This window comes from Brevundimonas sp. NPDC007368 (genome assembly GCF_042869015.1).
Classification (GTDB): Bacteria; Pseudomonadota; Alphaproteobacteria; order Caulobacterales; family Caulobacteraceae; genus Brevundimonas.
Window position 1 is genome coordinate 419,157 of the sequence record NZ_JBIAFA010000005.1, and the last position, 23,935, is coordinate 443,091.

Sequence of the window (23,935 nt, forward strand, 5' to 3'; positions counted from 1 at the left end):
GCCGTCAGATCGACGGGCGCACCCCGCCCGTCGCCAAGGTGATCTGGTCGCACACTTCGATCAGGCGCTCGCGCGCCTGATCGTCGTACTCGGTCTTGAACACATCAGTGGCCAACACCGTAGCGGTGAAGACCGCCTCCCCCTGCAGGTCGAAGATCGGCACGGCGGTGGCGCGCAGCCCCGGGATCAGATCGCCCCGGACCGCTGAGTAGCCGTCGCGTTGCACACGGGCGCGCAGACCCTCGACATCGACCGGCTGGAACTGCGGCTGGGTCTCGCGCTCGACCATCTGCCGCGTCGCCGCCTCGGGGCGGAAGGCCAGGAAAACGTGGCCCGTGGCGGAACTCAGCAATGGCAGGGGCGAGCCGACCATCAGCGAGGTCGAGATCGCGGGCGTGCCCATGATCCAGCGCACCACGATGGGGCCGGACGGCCCCAGGGCGCCCATCTGCACCGTGCGCCCCGTCTCGCGCACATAGTCGGTCAGGGCGATCGCCGCCTCGCGAAAACTGTCCATCCGCGACAGCGCCGCCAACCCCAGACGCAGCGCCCCCGGCCCCAGCTCATAGCGCCCGGTCGCCGCATCCTGCCGCGCCATGCCCGCCGCAATCAGACTGGCCAGATACCGGTGCGCCTGCGACGCCGACAGGTCCGACGCCTGGGCGATCGCGCCCAGCGCCGCCGCCCCGTTCAGCGACGCCAGGACGTCCAGCACGCGCAGCCCGATGCCCACGGACTGAATGCCCTGCCGCCGGTCGCCTGTCTCGCTCATCGTGTCACCACCCCAATACGAACGCCAAGGTACAGCTTTTCGCGACCGCGCAACCCATTCCTTTCCAGTTCGCCGCCTTGCCCGCAAGACTTGTCGGCATGCGCCGCCGCTAGGCGCCGCCAAGGACTCCCGCGGAACGGCGCAAGCAGAGCATCTTCACGGAGCGCCCGACATCCAGCCGCTCGTGTGACGACGGACGCCGCCCTAGGGCTCCAGCTCGATGTCCCAGTAGAGGTAGTCCAGCCAGCTCTGGTGCAGGTAGTGGGGCGGGAAGCGGCGACCGGCTTCCTGAAGTTCCCACGAGTTCGGCTGATGGGCGGTGCGGCGCAGCAGGGGCATGCCGGCCTGCTGGGGCGTGCGTCCGCCCTTCCTCAGGTTGCAGGGGCCGCAGGCGGCGACGATGTTCTGCCAGGTGGTGCGGCCGCCGCGCGAGCGGGGGATGACGTGGTCGAAGGTCAGGTCCTGGGCCAGGCCGCTCTCGCCGCAATACTGGCAGGCGAAACCGTCGCGCAGGAAGACGTTGAAGCGGGTGAAGGCGGGCTTGCGGTCCTGATCGACATAGGACTTCAGCGAGATGACGCTGGGCAGCTGCATCTCCATCGACGGGCTGCGCACCATCTTGTCATAGGTGGCGACCACATCGACGCGCTCCTGCCAGACGGCCTTGACCACTTCTTCCCAGGGCCAGATCGACAGGGGATAATAGGACAGAGGACGAAAATCGGCGTTCAGCACCAGGGCCGGAAAGCCGGACGGGGGGCGGGTCAGGACCTGCATCAGGCCCTCCCGCTCATACGGGGGGATACCGAGGCGACAGGAGTGAGGACACGTCTCCTTCCCTAGTCTGACGACCTGAGCCTACGCCCGATTCTCCCTCATCGCCATGACCGAGATGCAGCGTTTTCGTGACGCCGCCTCAGAAGACCTCGACCAGTTCGAAGCGCTCGCAGACCACCTTCATGCCCGGCGCCCAGGTGCCTTCGCGGCGGTAATAGGCCTCGTGCGCGCCGCGCCACCATTCATAGGTCAGGTCGCCCTCTCCCTCGGCGCGGGCGAAGTCCTCGCTGACCTGCTCGAAGGGCATGATCTCGACCTCGGTGGTGCGGATGGCGCAGCGCGGAACGCCGGCGCCGTCGAGAATGACGCTGATCTCGCCCACCGTCGGCATGATGTCGGCCTCGCACGCCGCCAGCGACGAACAGGTGGCCTTCTTGCCGCCCGTCAGCACCAGGGCCAGCAGTTCGTCGGCCAGTTCAGGGCTGTCGCCGAACGGCCAGCGCGGCGCGTCGCGATAGACGGCGGGAACCTCGGTCATGGCTCAGTCCTCAGTTTCGGGTTGGGGCGCTGGGGAAGGCCGGCAGGCTCCACCCCCACTTCAGGGCGCCGGCGCGCAGGGCGAAGCCCGCCAGGACCGCCACCCCCACCGCCGGCCAGGTCGGCACGCTCACGGCCTTCAGGCTGACGAACAGGCCCGCCGACAGAAGCGCGGCGGTGATGTTCAGCTCGCGCCGCAGCAGGATCGACGGCTGGCCCGCCAGGACGTCACGCACCACCCCGCCGAAACAGGCCGTCAGCACCCCCATGACGACGCAGATCAGAGGCGCCACGCCATAGGAGGCCGCCTTGGCCGCCCCCATGACGCCATAGGCCGCCAGACCCACGGCATCCAGCCACAGCAGGGCCCGGAAGCGCCAGGTCCGCGCCCCCAGCATCCAGAAGGCCGCCGCCGCCAGCAGGCAGACGGCGATGTAGCGCCAGTCCTGGACCCAGAAGACCGGCGCCCCGATCAGCAGATCGCGCAGCGTCCCGCCCCCGACTCCGGTGATGGCCCCGAAGAAGGCGAAGGTCACCAGGTCGTGCTTCTCGCGCGCGGCGGCCAGGGCGCCCGTCGCCGCGAAGACGGCCACCCCCGCAAAATCCAGCAGCGGCAGGACGGTCTCGGGCCGGGTCAGGTCGGCGTCGGTCAGCGGATTCAAGTCTTCAAGTCCTCCAGCGCGATATCGCCGCGCTTGACTCCTCCATACCATCCCCAGAGCAGATGCGCCGCCACCCCGCGATGCGGCCGCCAGATTTCGGCCCGGGCATAGGCCTGTTTCTCATTCGGCCGCGCCTCGCCCGCATCGGCCCAACGCATCGCCTCCTGCAGGGCCACGTCGCCGCCGGGAAAGACGTCGAGACGTCCTTCACAGAACATCAGGAAGGTCTCGGCCGTCCACCTGCCCACCCCCTTGATGGCCACCAGCGCCGCGATGGCTTCCACGTCGTCCAGCCGCTCCAGGTGGTCGAAGTCGATGCGACCTTCGGTGTGGGCCAATGCAATCTCGTGGCCGTACTTCGCCTTCTGCCCCGACAGGCCGAAGGTGCGCAGGGTCTCGACGTCCAGCGCCAGCACGGCCTCCGGCGACACCACGCCGCCCAGCCCCTCGACCGTCCGCTTCCAGATCGAGGCGGCGGCGGCGACCGAGACCTGCTGCTCCACGATCATGCGGAACAGCCCCTCATAGCCGCCGGGCCGCAGCCGCCACTCAAACACCGGCGTCGAGGCGTGCGCCCGCGCCAGCGCCGGATCAGCGGCGGCCAGGGCCTCTCGGGCGGCGGCGATGGAGGATGCGGAGGGAGCTGTGGCCATGAGGGTCCGTATCGACAGGGGAACGGCGCCGCTCTAGCGTCGCGGCCGATGCACAGTCTGGACGAACTTCTTAACCCGATCACCCCCGATCGTTTCTTCGCCGAGTTTCACGGCCGGAAACCGCTGCACATTCCCGCCGGGGAAGGCGCAGCCAAGCGGACCCTGCTGGACTGGGACGGTTTCAACGCCCTGTTGAACCAGTCGTCGATCTGGACCGCCCAGAGCCTGAAGCTGGTGCGCGACACGGTCGCCGTGACGCCGGACCAGTATTGCCGTCCGGTGCAGACTCAGTCCGGCTCGGCGATGCGTCCCGACCCGGCCAAGGTGGCCGTCTTCCTGGCCACCGGGGCCAGCCTCGTCGCCGGGGACGCGCAGGAACTGACTCCGCGCATGGCCGACGCCTCGGCCATGCTGGGCCGCGCCTTCGCCGCCGCCATCGGGGTCAACCTCTACTGCTCGTTCAAGGGCGTTCAGGCGTTCGGAACCCACTATGATCTGCACGATGTCTTCGCCCTGCAGGTCGAGGGCGAGAAGGTCTGGCGCCTGTATGAGAACCGGGCCGAGAACCCCGTCGACTTCCCCCCTGACACGCCCGATACCCGCCGCTGGCTGGAGCAGAGCCGCGGCCGGCTGATGGCCGAGGTGCGGATGCGCCCCGGCGACGTCCTCTACCTGCCGCGCGGCTGGTATCACGACGCCCTGGCCCAGGACGGCGCCTCCCTGCACGTCACCTTCTCGGTCACGCCGCTTTATGGACGGATCCTCTTCTCCCTGCTGGATCGGATCGCCATGCAGGACCCGGCCTTCCGCGCCTTCATGCCGCCGGCCGGTCAAGACGGCGGTCAGGCCCTGCAGGACCACCTCGCCGATCTCGGCCAGCGCCTGGCCCGCCTGATCGCCCTGCCCGCCTTCCGCGACGAGGTGGCGATGACGCAGGAAAAACTGGTCCCCCGCCCGGCCCGCTTCGCCCTGCCCCAGCCGTTGACGCTCACCGCCTATCGCCCGACCGGGTTGCTCGGCCCCGCCGTCACCGGCCCTGCGGCCCACGCCATGCGCTGGGCCCTGTCCCAGCCGGACTTCGCCATCGAGGAGTTGATCGCCCAGTTCGACTTCGTGGCCGAGGCCGATATTCGCGCCGCCGTTGATCAGGCGGAAAAGGCCGGGGCGCTCAAGCGCTTCTGATCGGCCGATGTTCGCCACCCGCTTCGCCCCATCACCCACCGGCCGTCTGCATAAGGGCCACGCCTTTTCGGCCCTGACCGCCTGGAGCGCGGCCAAGGCGACGGGCGGTCGCTTCGTTCTGCGCATCGAGGACATCGACCCGACGCGGTGCAAACCGGAGTTCGAGACGGCCATCTTCGAGGACCTGGCCTGGCTGGGTCTCGACTGGGAGACGCCGGTGCGGCGTCAGTCCGAGCATCTTGCCGACTACGCCGCCGTCATCGACGCCCTGAACGCGCGCGGCCTGCTGTACCGCTGCTTCCGCACCCGCAAGGAGATCCTCGACGCCATCGGCGACGCGCCGCACGGCCCGGCCGAGGCCGTCCGCCCCGGCCCGCACGCGCCCGACGATGAAGCCCGTCTGCTTGCCGAAGGCCGCCCCTACGCCTGGCGGCTGTCGCTGGATCGGGCGCGCGAGGCGCTCGGCGACGAGGCCTGGAATGCGCTGTCCTTTGTCGAGGAGGGCGAAGGCCCGGACGGTGAAACCGGCGTCATTCGTGCGCGCCCCGAGACGGCGGGCGACGTGGTGCTGGCGCGCAAGGACGCCGGGACCGCCTATCATCTGGCCGTCACCCACGACGACGCCCTGCAAGGCGTCACCCATGTCGTTCGCGGTCAGGACCTGTTCGAGGCCACCCATATCCAGCGCCTGATCCAGACCCTGATGGGCTGGCCCGCTCCCGTCTATCGCCACCACCGCCTGCTGACCGGCCCCGACGGCCGCCGCTACGCCAAGCGCGACCAGTCGGTGACCCTGGCCGAACTGCGCGCCGGCGGCCTGACGCCCGAGGCCCTACGGGCGGAGCTGGGGTTCTAGGGCGCGCTCGGCCTTTCAGAAGGACCGCTTTTCTTCTGCGCTCAAGCAGCGCGGCTCCGCGAGCCGCGCGTTAGCGCCCTTCTCTTCACCCAAGAAAGAAAGGCGCGGAACCCTTCGGTCCCGCGCCCTTCAATCGTCTGAACCCGTTTCGGGTTCGTCGGCCTTAGAGAACCTTGAGGTCCACAGCCGAGGTCTTGCCACGCTGGTTTTCCAGCTCGTACTCGACCTTGGCGTTTTCATCGAGGCCTTGCAGGCCAGCCTTCTGAACAGCGGTGATGTGGACGAAAACGTCCGAACCGCCGTTGTCGGGCTGGATGAAGCCGTAGCCCTTGGTGGGGTTGAACCACTTGACCGTGCCGGTCGCCATATCTGCGTCTCCGTAAACGCGCTTTGCCAGGCGGATTTCCATGCAGGAGAATCCGTCAGCCCATCTGGACAAGCTCGTTCAGGCGAAGGAGCGAGACGCGGGTTTGGACCCCACGTGAAATCCGGACTGCGGCGATGTTGTCACCCGACTATCCACAGCACGTCAACTGTAAAGCGAACGCCCCAATGCGAGGGATTGGTAAACGCCGAACGCGAGTCACCCGATGTGGGCCATCCTCAGCGCGGGCTGGCGCCGGGCCTCAAATGGTCGCAAGGTCCGTTCATCGCGCGGCACAGGACTGACCACCATGGCCAAGGACAACTACGAAGACACCCTGGAAGCCCTGCAGATTCAGCTGGTCGAGACCCAGGCCTGGGCCATCGAACAGGGGCTCAAGGTGGTGATCGTCTTCGAGGGCCGCGACGCCGCCGGCAAGGACGGGGCCATCAAGCGCATGACCGAGTTCATGGCCCCGCGCCAGACCCGCGTCGTCGCCCTGCCCAAGCCCAACGACCGCGAACTGACCCAGTGGTATTTCCAGCGCTACGCCGCCCATCTGCCCGCCGCCGGGGAAACCGTCTTCTTCAACCGCTCCTGGTACAACCGCGCGGGCGTCGAGGCGGTCATGGGCTTCTGCACCCCCGCCCAGCATGATCGCTTTCTGCACGACGCCCCGCATTTCGAGCGGATGCTGACCCAGTCGGGCACGACCCTGATCAAGCTGTGGCTGGACATCAGCCGCGAGGAGCAGGACCGGCGGCTGGAAGAACGCACCACCCACCCGCTGAAACGCTTCAAGGTCTCGCCGCTGGACGCCGAGGCCCAGAAGCGCTGGGCCGACTATTCGGCCGCCCGCGACCAGATGCTGGAACGCACCCATTTCGACTATGCGCCGTGGACCGTGGTGGCCACCGACAACAAGAAGAAGGCGCGGCTCAACATCATCCGCCACGTCTTGCACCAGCTGAACTGCCCGGGACTGGAGGCCGGCAAGCCCGATCCCGACATCGTCTTCCCCGCCGACAAGGCCAAGGGGCGACTGGCCAAGTAGCCCTGACGCCTCAGTCGTCGCCGAACAGGCGGCGGTTCTTGTCGACAAAGGCGTGGATGGCCTGGGTCAGCGGCCCGTTCTGACGTCCCTTGAGATAGGCCCAGCCCGCGCCCGCGCCGATCAGGGCGCCGACCGCGTCCACGATCAGGTCCCACATGGTGTCGACCAGGCCGGACTTCTGGGTGTTCAGGCCGAACAACTGATCCAGGGTGAACTCCCAGATCTCCCACACCGCGCCGATCATGACGGCGAAGCAGAAGGCGAAGAAGGCCACGGTGAAGGGCGCCGCCGTTAGCCGGTTCCCCTTGACCAGCATCAGCATCAGCAAGGACCCGACCAAACCAAAGGCCACCGCCGACCCGCCGTGCAGCACCACGTCCCACCACCAGTAGCGCTCATAGAAGTCCCCGACCTCGCCCAGCAGCAGCGTGGCGCACAGGAAGGCGGCGATGGCGCTGACGAAAGCGGTCGGCAGGGTCACTCCCACCTTCTCGCCCACCCAGACCGGAACCAGCGACAGCAGCAAGGTCCCCGCCGCGACGAAGGTGATGCTGAACGCCTCGCTCAGAAACCCGCCCACCGCCGCCCCGATCAGGATCAGCCAGGTCAGATACAGGATGATGGGCGGACGGCCCCCGCGCGGACGAAACGTCATGAACAGCCTCCGATCGGCCGCCGACAAGCTTCAGCGACGCGCCGTCGTACCACGCCGTCGTCCATCCGGCCTCGGAAAGCAGACGCGCGGAAGCCCGGCGGCCGGGACAGTCCGGCACGGGACCGGACCGAACCCAAGGTTCGACCTAAGTCCGAGCGTCAGGGAAGACGATTTTCGCCGAAAGAGCGCTGGATTGCGGCGTTATGCTGAGCTATTCAGATGCAAACGACTCGCATTAACAACGGGGGAGGCAATGGGTCGATTTGGCTTAATGGTGTGTGCAGCGTGGTGTATTCCCACGTTTGCTCTTGCGGGCCCGTTCAATCTTACCGGACTCTCCCGTGCTAACTGTGGCGGGTTCAATGAAAGCGTGACCTGGATGGGATCAACGCTGATCGGCGCTTTCAATAAAGTCCAAATGGAGACTCAGTCCGTCCATACTTTTGGTGCGAGCGACACCAGTCGAATATTTGTCGATTCTTGGCGCAAGACATGGAGATCATACGCGGGGTGCCAGTTTTGCGGAAGTTCAGGCTGGACTGTCGATGGCGAGCATTACGTGACCTCTGGCGTCGGCCCAGACCATGAACTCTATGATTATATCGATTTGGTGTGCAGTGCCGAGGGGTGGGGTTACGTGGATATAGGGGCGTCCAGTTACACTCCATGCTTCGTAACACAAGCAATTGACTGCAATCTTTCGGAGTGGTGAGAATGTTGTTGTGGTCTGTGGTCGGAATAATTGTTGCGCAGTTGCAGTCGACGGAACTTGTGTCCGCGTATCAACTGCAGCGATCAGAAAAGTTCGCTCGTGCGGATCAAAGTCAAGAGATCGAGAGCCGTCGTACAGGAGATCCAGCGAACCCGCTTAACCGCAACCTCCCGTCAGCCAAGGCTTATGTGGACAGCATGGCGGCGCAAGCGGAATCTGCTCGGCAGATCGCGCCAGAAACATTTATAGCGGCTGCTTCTGCACAAATACTCAATAGGGAAGGTTGCTCTACGATTATAGAGGGAGCCTCGGGCGTGGCTCGGTCGGATGGACGCTTAAATGGGTATAGAGTTGTTTCAAAATGCGGGGATTATGTCCTCGACATACAGGAAAACGACTACCGCCAACCACTTACCCAAACTGTGCGTGTCAGAATTCCCGATTCAGCCGTTAATGCTGACTTCGGTCCTGGAAAGGCTCTCGCCAGATACTATATCGGCGGTGACGGCGAGCGAACCACGGCGTTGAGTTGGTATAATGGCGAGCAGGAAGTTCGCTTGTATGCTGTTGGGCGTTCAGAAACTCGGATCGATGTTTGGAATGATCACCTTGCCCGGATCATGCGGGAGGTGGTCGCGCGTCGCTTAGAAGCAAGATAGCGTGAGATCGCGCTCGGGCGCTGAGGCTCATCTGCTCGAGCGCTGTTTGAAGTTGCAAGCCGACATGCGGACAGATTGCGCACCAAGAGCCGCGGAGCCCTATTCAGTCGCTCTTTATAGGGTTGGCTGAGGCCGCCGATGAAGGTCCGCAACGGGTCGCGAGCAGACCTCAAGTCCCTGCCCGTTTCCAGACTTCTGCCTAGGCCGCCTCGTCTATCTCAGCCCGTCTTCCGCCAGGGTGTGCGCCACGATGGCGTTGGCGTGGCCGTGGCCCATGTCGTGCTCGTCCTTGAGCAGGGTCACCAGCTCCATGTGCTTGGCGGGATAGCGGGCGCGGACCTCGGCCTTCCACTCGGCGATGGGCCGCCCGTACTTCTTCTCGATGGAGGGGAAATAGGACGCAGGGCCCTTGATCGGCGCGTCAGTCATCGGCGGCTCCCTCCAGTTTGAAGCGCCACTAAACGCGCGACGGCGGCGCTCCGCAATGCCCCTCGCATGACGCCGGTCGGACACAGCCCCTTCACCCGCGCCCGCCTCAGGGTCTAAGACCCCTGCATGAGCACAGCCCCGCTTCCCGACGCCGCCCGCCAGAACTGGGTGGACCGCTACGCCCCCGAGGGGCTGAAGCCGTGGCTGAAGCTGGGCCGCTTCGACCGCCCCATCGGCACCTGGCTGCTGCTGCTGCCGGGCTGGCAGGGCATCATGCTGGCGCTGAACCAGTACGACCGGCCCTTCGGCGGCTATGAGCTGTGGCTGATCGTCGGCTTCGCCATCGGGGCCTGCCTGATGCGCGGCGCCGGCTGCGCGGTGAACGACATCGTCGACCGCGACTTCGACGCCCAGGTCGCCCGCACCGCCCTGCGCCCCATTCCGGCCGGTCAGATCAGCGTCAAACAGGCCTGGGCCTTCGTCGCGGGCCTCAGCCTGATCAGCCTGTGCATCCTGCTGACGATGAACCTGACATCCGTCCTGCTCGGCGCCCTGTCTCTGGGTCTGGTGGCGGCCTACCCCTTCATGAAGCGCATCACCTGGTGGCCCCAGGCCTGGCTGGGCCTGACCTTCAACTGGGGCGCCCTGCTGGGCTTCGCCGCGGCGACCGGCGGCCTGTTCTCGCTCGGCTGGCTCTATGTGCTGGAGGTCCGCGCCAGCGGCGACGCCTACTGGATGGCCGAGAGCCTGAACCGGATGGGTCATGTCGCCCTGTCTGCCTTGCTGCTCTATGCGGGCGGTCTGTTCTGGACCCTCGGCTACGACACCATCTACGCGCTGCAGGACATCGAGGACGACGCCATGGCCGGCATCAAGTCCTCGGCCCGTCGGCTGGGCGCGCAGGTCAGGCCGGGCGTGGCCGTCTTCTACGTCCTGGCCGTCCTGCTGGCGGGGGCGGCCGGTTTCGCCGCAAACCTCGGCCCAATCTTCTATGTCGGTCTGGCCGCCTACGCCCTGCATCTGGCCTGGCAGGTCAAGACGCTGAAACCCGAGGACGGCGTCCTGGCCCTGCGCCTGTTCAAATCAAATCGCGAGGCGGGGTTGATCCTTCTGGCCGCCATCGCGTTCAACGGCCTAGCTTTCTGATCTCTCCCTAGGAGTCCGGCATGATCCCCTCGCGTTCCGCTCGCATTCTTCTCCTCACCGTCGCCGTCGCGGCCTCGCTCGCCGCCTGCCAGCGCAACGAGCAGAAGGCGCCCGAGGCGTCCAAGGCCGCGACCGCCGTCGCCGCCGACGGCCCGCTGAAGTACGAGAGCGCGACGCCCTACGCCAAGACCAGCCTGACCCTGCCCGAGGCCATCAAGACCCAGCCCGAGCTCTACGCCAGCCTCTATCGTCAGGAGGTCGCCGACCTGGCCAAGTACGCCGAGGGCGCCCAGGCCGACCGCACCGAGGCCGGCGGCGAGAGCGCCATGGGGCCTTATGAGAAGACCATCGTCTATGGCGATCCGGTTCAGACCGGCCGCCTGTTCAGCGCCATGCGCACCGACTTCGACTATTCGGGCGGCGCCCACCCGAACACGGTGGCCACCGCCCTGCTGTGGGACAAGACCGAGAAGCGCCGCATCACCCCCGCCGACCTCTTCGCCAAGGGCGCCGACACGGCGTCGCTGGAACGCGCCCTGTGCGACGCCGTCAACACCGCCAAGAAAGCCCGCCCCGGCGCCACCCCGGTCAAGGTCGGCGGCGACACCTGGTCCTGCCCCAGGCTGAAGGACGTGGCCATCGTCCTCGCTCCCGGCGATGCGCCGGGCAAGGCTGGCGGCCTGACCTTCCTGCTCGACGCCTATGCGGTCGGCCCCTACGTCGAAGGCGCCTACTACCTGACCCTGCCCGCCTCGACCTTCCAGACCCTGCTGGCCCCGGCCTATGCGTCGGAGTTCGGCGGCAAGCCGCTGAAGACCGGCGACGTCACCAACGACCTGCGCCCGAAGTAAGAGGCTGGCGGCGCGCCGAATTCGGGCGCGCCCCTCTCATCCGCTCATCCCCGCGGAGGCGGGGACCCAGTGCTTTGGCTACAAGCGTAACCGATCACAGCTGGCGGCGCTCATCCACAGGCGGCGCATGAGGCTCTCACTGGGTCCCCGCCTCCGCGGGGATGAGCGGGTATGGTCAGTCCGCCAGGAACTCATCCACCAGCACGCCCAGCCGCTCGGGCTGGTCCGTCATGATGAAGTGGCGGCTGTCGTCCACCCGGACCAGCTTCACCCCCGACAGGGCGGCGTATTCGCGGCTCCACATGGCGTCGGCCATGGCGCTCGGCACGCCGCCATTCGCATCCGCCGCATAGACGGCCCAGACGGGCGTGGTCATGGCCGCCAGTCCCAGGCGGGCGTCGGTGGTCATGACGTCGCGGATGGCCGAGGCCATGGCCTGACGGTCCGAGGCCATAGACCATTCGACCATGGCGGCGCGCCCCGCTTCGTTGCGCATCATGCCGCCCGCCGTACGCTCTTGCTGGACGCGGTATCCGGCGGCGTCGGCGTTCAGGATGCCCGCCGCCGCCTGCTCGGCGAAGGGGCGGGCGGTCTCGGCGGTCGCGGTCGGCCCGTAGAGGGCGCTGAAGAAGGGCAGGCTGTCGACGCTCATCAGCCTGCCGACGACCTCGGGATGCTGCTGCGCCAGCATCAGCCCGGTCAGGGCGCCCATGGAATGGCCGATGACGGCAGGCTTGTTCAAGGTCTTGGCGTAGCGAGCCAGATCATTCACCGCCGGCTGGACGAAGGCCCCGTCGCCATGGCTCCACGGCTCGCCCGCAAACCCGGCCAGTTGCACCAGATGCACCCGGTGCGTCGCCGACAGGCGCTCGGCCAGCGGCCGCCACACGTCGCGCGACGAGGCGAAGCCGGGGATCAGGATGACGTCGGGCCCCTGCCCCATCACCTCGATCGACAGGCGGTCCGAAGCGAAGGCGGGCGCCTCGACGCGGGTCGGTTCGGCAGCCTGCGCCGGGGAGAAGATGCTCCCGGCGGCCCATCCGACGGCGACGGCCAGGGCGAAGGCGCGAAGGGTCTTGGCGGGAGCGGAGATCTTGGACATGGCGTTTCCTTTCGGTTTGAGATGGACCCGCCGTCGTCGCCCTGGGTTCGGGGCGTGCGAGGTCGCTTTCCGGGACGGATCCGGAAATGACGGCGGAAAAACGAGGCAGAAAAAGTAAGGTTAAACTGACAGGGATGTCAGGCGTGGGGGTTTTCGAAGACCTCTTCCACCGGCCGTTCGAACAGGGCGGCGATGCGGTAGGCCAGGTCCAGCGAGGGGTCGTGCTTCTCGGTCTCCAGGGCGTTGACGGCCTGACGCGAGACCCCCAGCGCCTGACCCAGCTGCTCCTGGGTCCAGTTGCGCTCGACGCGCAGCAGTTTCAGCTTGTTCTTCATCAGTTCGACGACCGGATGAAGGGCGAGACGACGCCGAACACCGCCCAGAACAGCGGATAGATCAGCCAGCCCTCGGCGTGCGGCGCGCCGGCGAAGCTCTCGCCGAAGCCCCAGGCGCTGAAGGCCGCCATGGCCACGCCCGCCGCGACGATGAACTGCTTGGCCGTCACGGCGCGGACGAACTCGTCGCTGTCGCGCATGAAGCTCAGGGTGGCCCAGATCTGACCGGCGATCGGGGCCGCCACTGTCAGGGCCAGAGCCCAGGCGGCGGGGGTGTTCTGGATGGTGTCGAAAGCCCCGCCGATGGTGGCCAGCATGACCGCGACATAGCCGCCCATGAAGGCCATGGTGCGGACCACGTAGCGGCGGCCGGCGGGGGTGTTCTGTTTGGACAGGCTCAACATGGAAGGCGCTCCTGACTGAATGTAAGGACCACCTTACACCACGATCATGTCACGTCAACCTGACTTTTTGTCATGCCAGCATGATTTTTGGATCCCGGCCCAGCCTCGCATCGCGAGGCGCAGAGCCGGGACCGCCCAAGACGCCGCCGTTTGCCTGTGCTGCGGTCCCGGATAGCCTTGCGGGCTTCCGGGATGACAAACAATTGCCTGCGTCCTAGACACCCCCATGCGCCTCACACCCGCCAACGCCCCCGACTTCATCGCCGCCAACACCCGGCTGCAGGCCGTGCCGCACGCGCCGGAGATTTCGCTGTGGCTGGCGGACGAGATCACGCCCCTGTGGCGCCTGACCGAGGAAGAGCTGGGCGCCATGGGCCTGCCGCCGCCCTTCTGGGCCTTCGCCTGGGCCGGGGGTCAGGCCCTGGCGCGCTGGCTGCTGGATCACCCGGATCAGGTCGCGGGCCAGCGGGTCATCGATCTGGCGACTGGCTCGGGCCTCGTCGCCGTCGCCGCCATGAAGGCGGGCGCAGCCTCGGTGCTGGCCGCCGACATCGACCCCTTCTGCGCCGCCGCCGTGGCCGCCAACGCCCGGTCCAACTCTGTCGAGATCGCCTTCACCGACGCCAACCTGCTGGACGCCCCGCCGCCGCCCGTCGACCTGATCTGCGCTGGCGACGTCTTCTATGAAAGACCCATGGCCGAGGCGGTCCTGGCCTGGCTGAAACAGGCGCAGGCCAACGGAACCCGCGTCATCGTCGGCGACCCCGGCCGCACCTATTTCCCGAAATCCGGCCTGACCCTGCTGGCCGAATACACCGTCCCCACCACTCGCGAGCTGGAGGACCAGGAGGTCAAACGCTCGCGCGTCTGGTCGCTGGACTAGTCGCCCTCGCCGCGACTGGCGCTGACCGTCTTCAACGCCGCCAAGGCCCGCTCGCGGCCCTCGACATGATCGACGATGGGACGGGGATAGGTGGCGCCCAGCCTCACCCCCGCCTCGCTCAGCACCATGGGCGGCGCCGTCCATGGCGCGTGCAGCCAGCGATCCGGCAGCCGCGCCACCTCGGGAACCCAGCGCCGCACATAGCGCCCCGTCGGATCGAACTTCTCGCCTTGGGCAACCGGATTAAAGATGCGGAAATAGGGGGCGGCGTCCGCCCCTGACCCGGCCACCCACTGCCAGTTCTGCACATTGCTGGCCAGATCCGCGTCGGTCAGGCAGTCCCAGAACCAGGCTTCGCCCTCGCGCCAGTCGATCAGCAGGTGCTTGATCAGGAAGGAGGCGACCACCATCCGCACCCGGTTGTGCATGGTCCCCGTCGCCCACAGCTGGCGCATCCCGGCGTCGACCAGGGGATAGCCCGTCCGCCCCGCCTTCCACGCCGTCAGCCCCGCCGGATCGTCGCGCCACGGCATGGCGTCGTACTCGGGCCTGAACGCCCGCTCGGGCAGATAGGGGAAGTGATGCAGCAGATGGGCCGAGAACTCGCGCCAGCCGATCTCGGCGACGAACTTCTCCGCCTCCGTCGCCGGAACCCGTCCCTCAGCCGCCGCCGCCCGCACCGTCTGAATGGCCCGCCACGGACCGATCTCGCCCCAGTGCAGATGCGCCGCCAGACCGCTGGTCCCCGCCCGATCCGGCCGGTCGCGATCGGTGGCGTAGGTCTTCAGGCCTCCGGCGACGAAGGCGTCCAGCGCCGCCTTCGCCCCCGCCTCTCCCGGCGTCCCGACAAAATCCGTCGACCCGTCGGGCCGGGTCGGATGCAGGCCCCAGTCCTCCACCGTCTCGCTGACCACCCCATCCGGGACCGCGATGGCCTCGGGCGCCTCCAGTCCCGCCGGGGCCCCGGCGACGCTCAGCAGCGCCTTCAAGAAGGGCGTGAACACCTTGTAGGGCTGGCCCGAACCGTTCAGCACCGCGCCCGGGCGACACATCAGGCTGGCGTTGAAGCCCCGGCATTCGACCCCGTCCGCCTTCAGGTCATGAGCGATGTCGGCGTCGCGAGCGAAGGCCTCGGGCTCGAACAGCCGGTTCATGAAGACCTGATCGGCGCCCGTCTCCTCGATCAGGCGGCGCAGCTCGGCCTCGGCGTCCCCGCTGCGCAGGATCAGCCGCCCGCCTCGCGTCCTCAGATCCGCGTCCAGCGCCCGCAAGCTCTTGTCCAGCCACCAGCGCGAGGCGGCGCCGATGGGGCGCCCCTCCAGCCGCTCGTCCCGCACATAGAGCGGCAACACCGACCGCCCCGTCGCAAGAGCGTGGTGCAAGGCCGGATTGTCGGCCAGCCGCAGATCGCGACGGAACCAAAGGATGACGGGCGGGGAAGCAGGCAAGCGGCGGTCCTGACTCGGGATGGAACCTGAATACGGTCCCGCCTCCCTGATGGATCAGGCGTCGCGCGGCAAGACCGTCAGCACCCGCGCCATGAACTGATGAAAGGCCTCCATGTAGTCGCGCAGGAACTGCTCGGTCTCGGGCACGCTGACATTGCCGTCGTCGTCGATCAGGCCCGGCTTGAACTGGATATAGGCTTCGGGCGCGTTCATCTGCGGCGCCTGCAGGAAGCCCAGAATCGGACGCAGCACCTGCTGCCCCACCGCCGTGCCGATGGCGCCCGGCGACGTCCCGATCACCGCTGTCGGCTTGTTGGCGAAGCTGTTGGCGCCATAGGGGCGACTGGCCCAGTCGATGGCGTTCTTCAGCCCGCCGGGGATGGAGCGATTATACTCCGGCGTCACGAACAGGATGGCGTCCGAACCCTTGATCGCCGCCTTGAAATCCGTCGCCACCGCCGGATAGTCGGCGTCATAGTCGTAGGAATAGAGCGGCAGTTCCGCGAACGAGATCTCGTGGAAATGCAGCTTCTCGGGCGCCAGCTTGATCAGCGCCTTGGCCAGCTTGCGGTTGATCGAGCCCTTGGCCAGGCTGCCGACGATATAGCCGACGTTATAGGTGGTCATGACGCGCATCCCGTTGGGTGAGACGACGCCGTCCGTCGCCTCTGGCGAAATGCGCCACCAAGCTTGGCGGTTCCCTCAGACGAGGACCGTCTGACGCCCCCGTCCCGCCTCGCCGAAGACACGGATGTAGCGCTCAATCTCGCCCCGGTCGCCGGTCGCCTTCTCGACATTGTCCGACAGCTTGACCGCAGAACGCCCGCCCGCCCGCGTCACCTTGCAGACCAGGGAGATGGGCGTCAGCTCCGGCATGGGCGCCGGCGCGCAGTCGCGGAAGTCATTGGTCAGATTGGTGCCCCAACCGAAGCTGGTCCGCACCCGGCCCTTGAAGTGGGCGTGGGTCGCTTCGATCGCAGCCACGTCCATGCCGTCGGCGAAGACCAGCAGCCGTTCGCGCGGGTCGCGTCCCTGCCCCTTCCACCAGCTCAGGATCTCCTCCCCGCCCTCGATCGGCGGCGCCGAGTCCGGCCGGAACCCCTTCCAGTCGGCCAGCCAGTCCGGCGCATCGGCGAGAAAGGCCCGCGTCCCGAAGGCGTCCGGCAGGGCGATCAACAGATTGCCGTCGTAGGTCGCCCGCCATTCCTCCAGCACCTGCCAGGGCGCGCGCCGCAGCGCCGCGTCGTCATCCCCCGCAAGCGCCGCCAGCACCATGGGCAGCTCATGCCCGTTGGTGCCCACCGCCTCCAGGTCGTTGTTCATGGCCAGCAGGACATTGGACGTGCCGATGAAGGCCTTGCCCAACCCCTCCTTCAGCGCCTCGACGCACCAGCCCTGCCACAGGAAGCCGTGCCGCCGCCGCGTGCCGAAATCCGAGATAGCCAGCGGCTCCAGCTTCCGAAGCCGCTCGACCTTGCCCCACAGCTTGGTCTTGGCCCGCGCATAGAGAACGTCCAGCTCGAACCGGCCCAGACGCCGAAGAGCCTTGCGGCTGCGCAGCTCATTCAGGATCGACAGGGCCGGGATCTCCCACAGAGTGACGTCCGCCCAACCGCCCGAGAACTCCAGCCGGAACTGCCCGTCCGCCCCGCGCGACAGGTCGTACTCGGGCAGGCGATACTCGGCCAGCCAGGCCAGGAAATCGGGGCTGAAGATCGACTTCACCCCATAGAAGGTGTTGCCGCCCAGCCAGATCAGCTCGCGGTTCGAGAACCGCAGGGTCCGCGCGTGATCCAGCTGCGCCCGCAGCTCCGCCTCGTCCACCTCCTCGGCCAGCCGCACGCTGGTCGTGCGGTTGATGACGCTGAACGTCACCGGCACATCGCGATGCTTGCGCCAGATCAGCTGCAGCATCAGCAGCTTGTAGAAGTCGGTGTCCAGCAGGCTGCGGACGATGGGGTCCAGTCGCCAACCGTGGTCATAGGCCCGCTTGGCCAGATCGACGCTCGCCATGCCCGGTCAGTCCGCTGCTTGCTCGATCACCGCCTCGGGCGGAGCCTCGCTCTCGTTGACCAGCCGCCCTTCGCGCGCCGGCTTGATGTAGGGCTCGGGCTCGGGCGTCACGGCGTTGCCGCGCATCATCGACCGCCCGGCGGTCAGTCCGCCCGTGACCTGCAGGTCCAGTCGCGCCGCGTCGCGCCGGCGCACGTCGGCGATGGTCTCGGCCGCCTCGTCCTCGGACACCCCCAGGTCGACCAGCACCGCCTCGCCGAACGCCAGCGCCGACTCGAAGGTCTCGCGGATGTGGTAATCGACGCCCGCCGCGATCAGGCGCAGCGAATGGCCCCGGTCGAAGGCGCGCACGAACAGCTTCACGCCCGGGAACTCCGACTTCACCAGCTGCACGATCTTGTCGGCCGCCTCCGGCTTGTCGACGCAGACCAGCACCGCCTCGGCCTTGCCCGCGCCCGAGGCCCGCAGCGTGTCCAGCCGGGTGCCGTCGCCGTAATAGACCTTGAAGCCGAAATTGCCGGCCGCCTGGATCATCTCCACGTCGTTCTCGATGATCGACACGTCCACGTCGCGCGCCAGCAGGGGCTGCGACACCACCTGGGCGAAGCGGCCGAAACCGATGATCAGCACCTGACCGCGCAGCCCCTCGGCCGCGTCCACGCCCTCGGCGTCTTCCGGCGACAGGCCCGCCTCCTTCGGCAGCCAGCGCTTCATCGCCAGGGTCGTCAACGGCGTCAGGGCCATGGACAGGATGACGATGGCCGTCAGGGCCGCACTGGCCTGACCGTCGATCACTCCGCCCGCCGCCGCGGCGCCGTACAGAACGAAGGCGAACTCTCCGCCCTGGGCGAACAGGGCCGCCCGCTCGATCGCCTCGTGATGGCGCGCCTTGAACAGACGGGCGACGACATAGATCACCAGGGCCTTGACCACCATGAAGGCCAGCAGGCCCGCGACCACGATGCGCCAGTCGGAAATCACCACCCCGATGTCCAGCGCCATGCCGACCGACAGGAAGAAGAGCCCCAGCAGGATGGCGCGGAACGGCTCCACGTCCGCCTCCAGCTGATGCCTGAAGGTCGAGTCCGACAGCAGAACGCCCGCCAGGAAGGCGCCCATGGCCATCGACAGGCCGACCTGATCCATGATCCAGGCCGTGCCCGCCACCACCAGCAGGGCGGCGGCTGTCATCACCTCGCGCCCGCCGTTGCGCGCCAGGAAACGAAAGGCGGGATTGATCGCATAGCGTCCGGCGACCAGAACCCCGGCCACCGCCGCGACCGCCAGACCGATGGTCTGCCACAGGGGCGTGGCGCTCTCGCTCGCCGTCCCGACCGAGGCCGCCAGAATGGCGACGATGGCCAGCAGCGGCACGATGGCCAGGTCCTCGAACAGCAGGATGGACACCGCCCTCTGTCCCTGCGGCGTCGGCAGGTCGCCCCGCTCCTCCAGCATCTGCACGATGACGGCGGTCGAGGACATGACGAAGCCCATGGCCCCGACGAAGGCCACCGGCGCCGAAACCCCCGCGGCCATGGCAACCAGCGTCAGGGCCAGACCCGCCAGTCCGACCTGGGCCGCGCCCAGACCGAAGATCTCCTTCCTCATCCCCCACAGCCGCTTGGGCCGCATCTCCAGACCGATGATGAACAGGAAGATGACCACGCCGAACTCGGCGACGTGCAGGATGGTTTCCGGCTCGCGGAACAGGGCCAGACCGAACGGTCCGATGGCCGCCCCCGCCGCCAGATAGCCCAGCACGGAGCCCAGCCCGATCTTGCGAAAGACCGGCACCGCCACGACCCCCGCCGCCAGCAGAACGACCCCATGGCCCAGATTCAGTCCTGTCGCCGCGTCGGCCATCGCTCACCCTTGTCTCAAACCTGAGCCGCCATTGTGGAGACGAAGCGTCGCGATTGCGAGCCTTGTCCCGCCCGCGCCGGAACCGCACCCGCCGCCGGGGGTTCCCAAGGCCAAGTCAGAACCTCCTGGAGAACCCCATGAAGATCCGCGACGTGATGAGCAAGGACGTGCAGGTGGCCCGTCCCAACGACACCCTTCAGGAAGTGGCCGCCCGGATGGCGGCGGGCGACTTCGGCTTCATCCCCGTGGCCGACGGCGAGAACCTGGTGGGTGCCCTCACCGACCGCGACATCACGGTGCGCGCCGTGGCCGCCGGGGCCGCCCCCAATGCCCGCGTGGTCGAGTTCCTCAGCCGCGACGCCCTGGTCGTGCGCGCCGACGACGACCTGAAGATCGCCCTGGACCTGATGAGCTCGCGTCAGGTGCGCCGTCTGCCGGTCGTGGACAAGGACGGACGCCTGGTCGGCGTGGTCTCTCTGGGCGACCTGTCGACGCGGGTGAAGGAGAAGTACGCCGGCGAAGCCCTCGAAGAGATCTCCCGCTCGGCCTGATCGATCCTTACCGCGCGCTAACCACGTCGCGGAACCCGACGATAACGGCTGGCGCGCCATGCTGCCTCCCTGCATTCGGGGAGAGGTCCATGGCGCGCGCGCAGTTCCAGAAAGGCCAGAAGGTCTGGGTCGAGAGCGTCGGCGCCTGGGCCCAGATCGAGAAGGTCCTGCCCGTCTGGGCCAAGGGCTTCGACGAACCTGTCCGCATCACCTATGAGGTCGGCCTAGGCCGTGAGTTCCAGGCCGCCGAGTTGCAGTTGCCGGCCGAAGACAATGTGGCCGTCACCGCCCTGGGCGACTGGCGCGTCCTGCGCGCACGCAACAAGTGGCAGGAGCCGGCCGACTGCGCCCACCACCCCTTCCCCGGCTCCTATCCCGTCGTCGTCACCGACAAGGCCGACTGGGGCGGATGGCGCGTGCCGGGCGCGGAATACGACCGCGATCCCGAGCGCATCGAGTTCCAGTCCCGCCTGATCGCCGCCGCGCCCGACCTGATGAACCTGGCCCGTGAACTGGTCGAGACGGTGTCAGAAGCCCCCGACGACGCCCCGCCGGAAAGCCTGCGTCTCGCCCGCCGCGCCCGCGATGTCCTGCGTCAGATCACCGACGTTCTGGCCGCGCCCGGCGACGCCCCGCGCGCCACGACGAACGCCGCTGACGAGGCGGCCTGAGTCTTTCCTGCACCGGTTCGCCTTCCAGGTGAAAAGCCTTTCGCTCCGGGCCTCGACAGGAATCCGCGACGCAGCCTAGATTCCCGCCTGCTGTTCAGCATGAGAGGGTCGGCTTGCAGGGCAAGGAGCGCCGCAGCTATCAGCCGGGCCGCCGGGCCACGGACCAGATCACGCGCGGTCATATGCCGTGGGTGCGCGCCCTGCTGCTCGCCATCGCCCTGGTCATCACCGCCTACGCCCTGCTGGTCATCCGCGACGACAGCCGCCCCCGCCGCGAGGCGGAGGCGGTCCGCTTCGAGGCCCTGAGGCTCGAAGCCCAGCGCGCCGCTGGCCTGATCGACGCCCGCCTGGCCCTGACCGACCGCGCGCTCGATCTCATCGCCCGCGATCTGGCCGAACGTCCGGCGCTCGCCGTCGAGGCCCTGGACCGCGCCCGCCTCGTCGCGCCCGAAGCCGGCTTCGTCGTCGTGGACGCCGAAGGACGCGTCCTCGCCGCTGTGGGCGGCAAGACCGACGCCGCCTCGGCCCGGTCCGCGTCGTCCGCCTCCGCCCATGCCCTGCACGACGACGGCCTGGTGACGCGTCGCGCGCTCAGGGACGGCCGCGCCGTCGTCGCCCGCACGCCCCTGCCCCCGCTCAAGGCCGAACTCGGCGGCGCCGACCTCAGCCTCACCCCCGCCGGTCAGGCTCCCGCCGACGCGGGACGTCCGGTCAAGGACGCCGACGGTCGGCTCCGGCTGACGGCCTCAGCTCCGCTCGGGGCCGCCGGTCAGGCGGTCGTGGCCTCCCTGCCCATCGCCGGCGGCCTGTCCGCCTGGCTGGACGACGCCTGGATGCTGGCCGCGCCCCTGCTGCTGGTCCTGCTGATGCTGGCCCTCCTCGCCGTGCAGAACTGGCGCCAGGCCCGCGCGAGCCGACAGTGGGCCGACACAGAGCGCCGCTTCCGCGTCGCCGTCGAGGCCGCCCGCTGCGGCGTCTGGGAATGGGATCTGGCGCGCGGCGAGGTGGTCCTGTCCGACTACATGGCCGCCATGCTGGAGGCCGAGCCCGGCCAGATCCTGACCACCCAGGCCCTGATCGACCGGGTCCACCCGCGCTATCGCGAAACCCTGATCGACGCCATCGACCGCGCCGCCGCCGAGGGCGTCTTCGACGTCACCTTCCCCGTACCGCTGAAGTCGGGCGGGGTGCGCTGGATCGACGCTCGCGGCCAGTCGCGCCAGCCGCGCAACAGCGGCGCCTTCTCCAGCCTGCTGGGCGTGGCGCTGGACATCACCGAGGCCCGCCGCTCCAAGGCCCAGGCCCAGGCCGCCGAGAACTGCCTGCGCGACGGCATCGAAAGCGTGTCCGACGCCTTCGTCCTGTTCGACCGCCAGGGTCGTCTGATCCTGTGGAACCAGGCCTTCCAGGACGCCTTCGCCTTCCCCGCCGGCGTCGTGGTGCGCGGGGCCCAGAAGGACGCCCTGAACCGCATCGCCGCCGGGGCCATCAAGGCCGAGCACCCCTCGGCCAGCGGCCGCGCCGGCGTGCGCGAGGTCGAGTTGAAGGACGGCCGCTGGCTGCAGATGGCCGAACGCTTCACCGGCGACGGCGGCACCGTGGTCATCTGCACGGACATCACCGTCATCCGCCGTCAGGAGGCCGAGCGCCGTCGCGCCGCCGACGAACTGCGCGGCATGGTCGAGGAGCTTGAGGACCGCGAGGTCAAACTGTCTCTGCTGGCGCGCAAGTACGAGGTCGCCATGACCCGCGCCGAGGCCGCCAACCAGGCCAAGTCCGAGTTCCTGGCCAATATGAGCCACGAACTGCGCACCCCGCTGAACGCCATCAACGGCTTCTCGGAAATCATGGCCGGCGAGATGTTCGGCCCCTTGGGCGACCGCCGCTACAAGGGCTACGCCGCCGACATTCACCAGTCGGGCCAGCACCTGCTCAGCCTGATCAACGACATCCTCGACATGGCCAAGATCGAGGCCGGCAAGCTGACCTTGCACTACGAGGCCGTGTCGCTGAACGCCCTGTGCAACGACGCCATCCGCCTGATGCGCGGCAAGGCGATGGAGGCGGGCCTGACCCTCGGCCTCGTCGCCCCCGAAACCCTGCAGGTCGAGGCCGACCATCGCGGCCTGAAGCAGGTGATGCTGAACCTCATCTCCAACGCGGTGAAGTTCACGCCCGAGGGCGGCGCGGTCACCGTCACCATCGCGCCCCACGACGCCGATCATGTCCGCGTCTCAGTGACCGACACCGGCATCGGCATCGCCGCCGCCGACCTGGAGCGCCTGGCTCAGCCGTTTGAACAGGTCGAGGGCCAGCATTCCAAGACCACGCAAGGCACCGGCCTCGGCCTGGCCCTGACCAAGTCGCTGATCGAACTGCACCGCGGCCGCATGACCATCGAAAGCGAACCCGGCCACGGCACCACCGTCTGGTTCGACCTGCCCCTGCGCGCCCCCGAAGGCGCCATGGCCCCGGCCGGCGCACCAGTTCAGCGGGTTCAGTCGCAGGCGGCTTGATGCGCCGTCCACGACCGACCCAGGATGCACTTGAGGACGTTCGATGCTGATGATCGCCATGGCCTTCGCCGCCCAGACGACCGTATTGCCCGAGTTGCCACGGACCTATGTCTCCGCTGAAGCGGCCCGCCAGACGCCCTGCCCGGTCGCCGTCTCAGCGCCGCCCCATCCCGAGCGATTTCCGAACAGCCTGCTTGTCGGTGCCTGGATGATGCGCACCGAGCGGGGCACACTGAGCTGCCGTTTCCATCAGACCGAGGCCGGTCATTGCAACCTCCGCGACCCCGGACGCCTCGTGGTCGAGCAAGGGGATGCGACGACCATCTACGACATCCCGAACGGCGCGGATGTCGAATTCGAGGCCCGCGATGGCCGCTACGCCTGCCGCATCGGCCGACGGATCAGAACCCACGGCGACACCATCGTCCCAAATCGCGAGCGATGACCGCATCCGACCCGCCACGGTCGCATTCACGGTCGATAGCCAGACCAATTCCGACCCGTTACGAACATCGCCTGACGGGCTACCCTGTGGCTATGCGCGAACACCGAGACGACTCAGCCATGACAGTCAACGAAAGGTTGATCGAGGCTGGCCTTCTGGAGGCCTTCGATATTGCTGCAAAAGCGCGCAACCGTGAAGCCATGCTGGGCCTGCTAGTGGAGATAGCTGTTCCCAATCCAGCCTCGACCGTTGATCCCATCCTCAATGACCCGAAGCGTTACGGCTACTGACTTCCGCTTACGACCGAGGCCGTGTAAAAACCTGTTGGGCCACGGGGAGACGGTAGTGGCGACGAGGCGCGGAGCGCCTCCTTCTCAGGCTCTGATCGCTTCCAT

Annotated in this window: 27 protein-coding genes; 12 read left to right on the forward strand and 15 right to left on the reverse strand. The window is 67.8% G+C overall.

From position 1 onward, the window contains the following. Positions 1-4: 4 nt before the first annotated feature. The 5 genes from ACFYLW_RS13365 to ACFYLW_RS13385 form a co-directional block, all read right to left on the reverse strand. A complete protein-coding gene (locus ACFYLW_RS13365; RefSeq protein ID WP_312063727.1) occupies positions 5-772 on the reverse strand; it encodes an IclR family transcriptional regulator in 768 nt (255 codons plus the stop codon). Between the two features lie 204 nt (positions 773-976). Further along, positions 977-1,552 carry an HNH endonuclease gene (locus ACFYLW_RS13370; RefSeq protein WP_312063753.1) on the reverse strand — a complete coding sequence of 192 codons (576 nt, stop codon included), beginning with the start codon at positions 1,550-1,552 and terminating at the stop codon, positions 977-979. A 136-nt stretch (positions 1,553-1,688) separates the two neighbouring features. Continuing rightward, a complete protein-coding gene (locus tag ACFYLW_RS13375) occupies positions 1,689-2,087 on the reverse strand; it encodes an ASCH domain-containing protein (RefSeq protein WP_312063725.1) in 399 nt (132 codons plus the stop codon). Positions 2,088-2,097: 10 nt separating this feature from the next. After that, positions 2,098-2,748 carry a trimeric intracellular cation channel family protein gene (locus tag ACFYLW_RS13380; RefSeq protein WP_312063724.1) on the reverse strand — a complete coding sequence of 217 codons (651 nt, stop codon included), beginning with the start codon at positions 2,746-2,748 and terminating at the stop codon, positions 2,098-2,100. Then, complete coding sequence (locus tag ACFYLW_RS13385) at positions 2,745-3,401, reverse strand: DNA-3-methyladenine glycosylase (RefSeq protein ID WP_312063723.1); 657 nt, start codon at positions 3,399-3,401, stop codon at positions 2,745-2,747. The genes ACFYLW_RS13380 and ACFYLW_RS13385 overlap by 4 nt, the downstream gene beginning before the upstream one ends. 48 nt (positions 3,402-3,449) lie before the next feature. On the opposite strand from ACFYLW_RS13385, the gene ACFYLW_RS13390 reads away from it, so the two are divergent. After that, positions 3,450-4,583 carry a JmjC domain-containing protein gene (locus ACFYLW_RS13390; RefSeq protein ID WP_312063721.1) on the forward strand — a complete coding sequence of 378 codons (1,134 nt, stop codon included), beginning with the start codon at positions 3,450-3,452 and terminating at the stop codon, positions 4,581-4,583. Between the two features lie 7 nt (positions 4,584-4,590). Then, on the forward strand, positions 4,591-5,439 hold the full coding sequence (gene gluQRS / locus ACFYLW_RS13395) for a tRNA glutamyl-Q(34) synthetase GluQRS (RefSeq protein WP_312063719.1): 849 nt from the start codon (positions 4,591-4,593) through the stop codon (positions 5,437-5,439). Between the two features lie 163 nt (positions 5,440-5,602). Here the strand turns inward: gluQRS and ACFYLW_RS13400 are convergent, their stop codons facing one another. Further along, the gene (locus ACFYLW_RS13400; RefSeq protein WP_292083547.1) at positions 5,603-5,806 is read right to left on the reverse strand and encodes a cold-shock protein; all 204 of its coding nucleotides are present in this window, start codon (positions 5,804-5,806) and stop codon (positions 5,603-5,605) included. 307 nt (positions 5,807-6,113) lie between these two features. Between ACFYLW_RS13400 and ppk2 the strand changes: the two genes are divergently transcribed. Then, positions 6,114-6,857: a polyphosphate kinase 2 gene (ppk2, locus tag ACFYLW_RS13405; protein ID WP_312063752.1), complete on the forward strand. Its 744-nt coding sequence runs from the start codon at positions 6,114-6,116 to the stop codon at positions 6,855-6,857. Positions 6,858-6,867: 10 nt separating this feature from the next. Here the strand turns inward: ppk2 and ACFYLW_RS13410 are convergent, their stop codons facing one another. Beyond that, a complete protein-coding gene (locus ACFYLW_RS13410; protein ID WP_312063717.1) occupies positions 6,868-7,512 on the reverse strand; it encodes a hypothetical protein in 645 nt (214 codons plus the stop codon). 714 nt (positions 7,513-8,226) lie between these two features. Between ACFYLW_RS13410 and ACFYLW_RS13415 the strand changes: the two genes are divergently transcribed. Beyond that, positions 8,227-8,883 carry a hypothetical protein gene (locus tag ACFYLW_RS13415; RefSeq protein WP_312063715.1) on the forward strand — a complete coding sequence of 219 codons (657 nt, stop codon included), beginning with the start codon at positions 8,227-8,229 and terminating at the stop codon, positions 8,881-8,883. 213 nt (positions 8,884-9,096) lie between these two features. Here ACFYLW_RS13415 and ACFYLW_RS13420 read toward each other — a convergent pair whose 3' ends face one another. Further along, entirely contained in the window at positions 9,097-9,312 is a 216-nt protein-coding gene (locus tag ACFYLW_RS13420; RefSeq protein ID WP_312063714.1) for a DUF4287 domain-containing protein, read from the reverse strand. Between the two features lie 126 nt (positions 9,313-9,438). Between ACFYLW_RS13420 and ACFYLW_RS13425 the strand changes: the two genes are divergently transcribed. Both ACFYLW_RS13425 and ACFYLW_RS13430 read left to right on the forward strand, forming a co-directional pair. Beyond that, entirely contained in the window at positions 9,439-10,458 is a 1,020-nt protein-coding gene (locus ACFYLW_RS13425) for a UbiA family prenyltransferase (RefSeq protein ID WP_312063712.1), read from the forward strand. A gap of 20 nt (positions 10,459-10,478) precedes the next feature. After that, on the forward strand, positions 10,479-11,309 hold the full coding sequence (locus tag ACFYLW_RS13430) for a DUF3298 domain-containing protein (RefSeq protein WP_312063711.1): 831 nt from the start codon (positions 10,479-10,481) through the stop codon (positions 11,307-11,309). 175 nt (positions 11,310-11,484) lie between these two features. Here the strand turns inward: ACFYLW_RS13430 and ACFYLW_RS13435 are convergent, their stop codons facing one another. The 3 genes from ACFYLW_RS13435 to ACFYLW_RS13445 form a co-directional block, all read right to left on the reverse strand. After that, complete coding sequence (locus tag ACFYLW_RS13435; RefSeq protein WP_292083432.1) at positions 11,485-12,411, reverse strand: alpha/beta fold hydrolase; 927 nt, start codon at positions 12,409-12,411, stop codon at positions 11,485-11,487. 137 nt (positions 12,412-12,548) lie between these two features. Beyond that, positions 12,549-12,746 carry a helix-turn-helix transcriptional regulator gene (locus tag ACFYLW_RS13440; protein WP_207825472.1) on the reverse strand — a complete coding sequence of 66 codons (198 nt, stop codon included), beginning with the start codon at positions 12,744-12,746 and terminating at the stop codon, positions 12,549-12,551. Further along, positions 12,746-13,150 carry a hypothetical protein gene (locus tag ACFYLW_RS13445; RefSeq protein ID WP_312063707.1) on the reverse strand — a complete coding sequence of 135 codons (405 nt, stop codon included), beginning with the start codon at positions 13,148-13,150 and terminating at the stop codon, positions 12,746-12,748. Before ACFYLW_RS13445 ends, ACFYLW_RS13440 begins: the two co-directional genes overlap by 1 nt. Positions 13,151-13,376: 226 nt before the next feature. On the opposite strand from ACFYLW_RS13445, the gene ACFYLW_RS13450 reads away from it, so the two are divergent. Continuing rightward, entirely contained in the window at positions 13,377-14,033 is a 657-nt protein-coding gene (locus tag ACFYLW_RS13450; RefSeq protein ID WP_312063705.1) for a methyltransferase, read from the forward strand. Here ACFYLW_RS13450 and ACFYLW_RS13455 read toward each other — a convergent pair. The 4 genes from ACFYLW_RS13455 to ACFYLW_RS13470 all read right to left on the reverse strand — a co-directional run bounded on the left by ACFYLW_RS13455 (position 14,030) and on the right by ACFYLW_RS13470 (position 19,357). After that, positions 14,030-15,481, reverse strand: a complete 1,452-nt coding sequence (locus ACFYLW_RS13455) for a cryptochrome/photolyase family protein (protein WP_390183188.1) — start codon at positions 15,479-15,481, stop codon at positions 14,030-14,032. The genes ACFYLW_RS13450 and ACFYLW_RS13455 overlap by 4 nt on opposite strands. A 54-nt stretch (positions 15,482-15,535) precedes the next feature. Next, positions 15,536-16,108, reverse strand: a complete 573-nt coding sequence (locus tag ACFYLW_RS13460; protein ID WP_312063701.1) for an NADPH-dependent FMN reductase — start codon at positions 16,106-16,108, stop codon at positions 15,536-15,538. A 75-nt stretch (positions 16,109-16,183) separates the two neighbouring features. After that, complete coding sequence (locus ACFYLW_RS13465) at positions 16,184-17,494, reverse strand: nicotinate phosphoribosyltransferase (RefSeq protein ID WP_312063700.1); 1,311 nt, start codon at positions 17,492-17,494, stop codon at positions 16,184-16,186. A gap of 6 nt (positions 17,495-17,500) precedes the next feature. Continuing rightward, positions 17,501-19,357: a monovalent cation:proton antiporter-2 (CPA2) family protein gene (locus ACFYLW_RS13470; protein WP_312063698.1), complete on the reverse strand. Its 1,857-nt coding sequence runs from the start codon at positions 19,355-19,357 to the stop codon at positions 17,501-17,503. Positions 19,358-19,494: 137 nt separating this feature from the next. Here ACFYLW_RS13470 and ACFYLW_RS13475 point away from each other — a divergent pair, with 137 nt between their 5' ends. From ACFYLW_RS13475 to ACFYLW_RS13495, 5 genes are all read left to right on the forward strand, one after another. Next, on the forward strand, positions 19,495-19,908 hold the full coding sequence (locus ACFYLW_RS13475) for a CBS domain-containing protein (RefSeq protein WP_312063697.1): 414 nt from the start codon (positions 19,495-19,497) through the stop codon (positions 19,906-19,908). Positions 19,909-19,997: 89 nt separating this feature from the next. Then, the gene (locus tag ACFYLW_RS13480) at positions 19,998-20,579 is read left to right on the forward strand and encodes a hypothetical protein (protein WP_312063695.1); all 582 of its coding nucleotides are present in this window, start codon (positions 19,998-20,000) and stop codon (positions 20,577-20,579) included. 113 nt (positions 20,580-20,692) lie between these two features. Beyond that, positions 20,693-23,095, forward strand: a complete 2,403-nt coding sequence (locus tag ACFYLW_RS13485; RefSeq protein WP_390183189.1) for an ATP-binding protein — start codon at positions 20,693-20,695, stop codon at positions 23,093-23,095. Positions 23,096-23,138: 43 nt separating this feature from the next. Beyond that, entirely contained in the window at positions 23,139-23,540 is a 402-nt protein-coding gene (locus ACFYLW_RS13490; RefSeq protein ID WP_312063692.1) for a hypothetical protein, read from the forward strand. 119 nt (positions 23,541-23,659) lie between these two features. Beyond that, entirely contained in the window at positions 23,660-23,830 is a 171-nt protein-coding gene (locus ACFYLW_RS13495) for a hypothetical protein (protein ID WP_312063690.1), read from the forward strand. Positions 23,831-23,935 lie beyond the last annotated feature (105 nt).

What these genes read in the sequence shown, in the direction of transcription:
- ACFYLW_RS13365 (WP_312063727.1), bottom strand. Translation starts at nt 772, where the DNA reads ATGAGCGAGACAGGCGACCGGCGGCAGGGCATTCAGTCCGTGGGCATC.
- ACFYLW_RS13375 (WP_312063725.1), bottom strand. Translation starts at nt 2,087, where the DNA reads ATGACCGAGGTTCCCGCCGTCTATCGCGACGCGCCGCGCTGGCCGTTC.
- ACFYLW_RS13385 (WP_312063723.1), bottom strand. Translation starts at nt 3,401, where the DNA reads ATGGCCACAGCTCCCTCCGCATCCTCCATCGCCGCCGCCCGAGAGGCC.
- ACFYLW_RS13390 (WP_312063721.1), top strand. Translation starts at nt 3,450, where the DNA reads ATGCACAGTCTGGACGAACTTCTTAACCCGATCACCCCCGATCGTTTC.
- gluQRS (WP_312063719.1), top strand. Translation starts at nt 4,591, where the DNA reads ATGTTCGCCACCCGCTTCGCCCCATCACCCACCGGCCGTCTGCATAAG.
- ACFYLW_RS13400 (WP_292083547.1), bottom strand. Translation starts at nt 5,806, where the DNA reads ATGGCGACCGGCACGGTCAAGTGGTTCAACCCCACCAAGGGCTACGGC.
- ppk2 (WP_312063752.1), top strand. Translation starts at nt 6,114, where the DNA reads ATGGCCAAGGACAACTACGAAGACACCCTGGAAGCCCTGCAGATTCAG.
- ACFYLW_RS13410 (WP_312063717.1), bottom strand. Translation starts at nt 7,512, where the DNA reads ATGACGTTTCGTCCGCGCGGGGGCCGTCCGCCCATCATCCTGTATCTG.
- ACFYLW_RS13415 (WP_312063715.1), top strand. Translation starts at nt 8,227, where the DNA reads ATGTTGTTGTGGTCTGTGGTCGGAATAATTGTTGCGCAGTTGCAGTCG.
- ACFYLW_RS13420 (WP_312063714.1), bottom strand. Translation starts at nt 9,312, where the DNA reads ATGACTGACGCGCCGATCAAGGGCCCTGCGTCCTATTTCCCCTCCATC.
- ACFYLW_RS13425 (WP_312063712.1), top strand. Translation starts at nt 9,439, where the DNA reads ATGAGCACAGCCCCGCTTCCCGACGCCGCCCGCCAGAACTGGGTGGAC.
- ACFYLW_RS13430 (WP_312063711.1), top strand. Translation starts at nt 10,479, where the DNA reads ATGATCCCCTCGCGTTCCGCTCGCATTCTTCTCCTCACCGTCGCCGTC.
- ACFYLW_RS13435 (WP_292083432.1), bottom strand. Translation starts at nt 12,411, where the DNA reads ATGTCCAAGATCTCCGCTCCCGCCAAGACCCTTCGCGCCTTCGCCCTG.
- ACFYLW_RS13440 (WP_207825472.1), bottom strand. Translation starts at nt 12,746, where the DNA reads ATGAAGAACAAGCTGAAACTGCTGCGCGTCGAGCGCAACTGGACCCAG.
- ACFYLW_RS13445 (WP_312063707.1), bottom strand. Translation starts at nt 13,150, where the DNA reads ATGTTGAGCCTGTCCAAACAGAACACCCCCGCCGGCCGCCGCTACGTG.
- ACFYLW_RS13450 (WP_312063705.1), top strand. Translation starts at nt 13,377, where the DNA reads ATGCGCCTCACACCCGCCAACGCCCCCGACTTCATCGCCGCCAACACC.
- ACFYLW_RS13460 (WP_312063701.1), bottom strand. Translation starts at nt 16,108, where the DNA reads ATGACCACCTATAACGTCGGCTATATCGTCGGCAGCCTGGCCAAGGGC.
- ACFYLW_RS13465 (WP_312063700.1), bottom strand. Translation starts at nt 17,494, where the DNA reads ATGGCGAGCGTCGATCTGGCCAAGCGGGCCTATGACCACGGTTGGCGA.
- ACFYLW_RS13470 (WP_312063698.1), bottom strand. Translation starts at nt 19,357, where the DNA reads ATGGCCGACGCGGCGACAGGACTGAATCTGGGCCATGGGGTCGTTCTG.
- ACFYLW_RS13475 (WP_312063697.1), top strand. Translation starts at nt 19,495, where the DNA reads ATGAAGATCCGCGACGTGATGAGCAAGGACGTGCAGGTGGCCCGTCCC.
- ACFYLW_RS13480 (WP_312063695.1), top strand. Translation starts at nt 19,998, where the DNA reads ATGGCGCGCGCGCAGTTCCAGAAAGGCCAGAAGGTCTGGGTCGAGAGC.
- ACFYLW_RS13490 (WP_312063692.1), top strand. Translation starts at nt 23,139, where the DNA reads ATGCTGATGATCGCCATGGCCTTCGCCGCCCAGACGACCGTATTGCCC.
- ACFYLW_RS13495 (WP_312063690.1), top strand. Translation starts at nt 23,660, where the DNA reads ATGACAGTCAACGAAAGGTTGATCGAGGCTGGCCTTCTGGAGGCCTTC.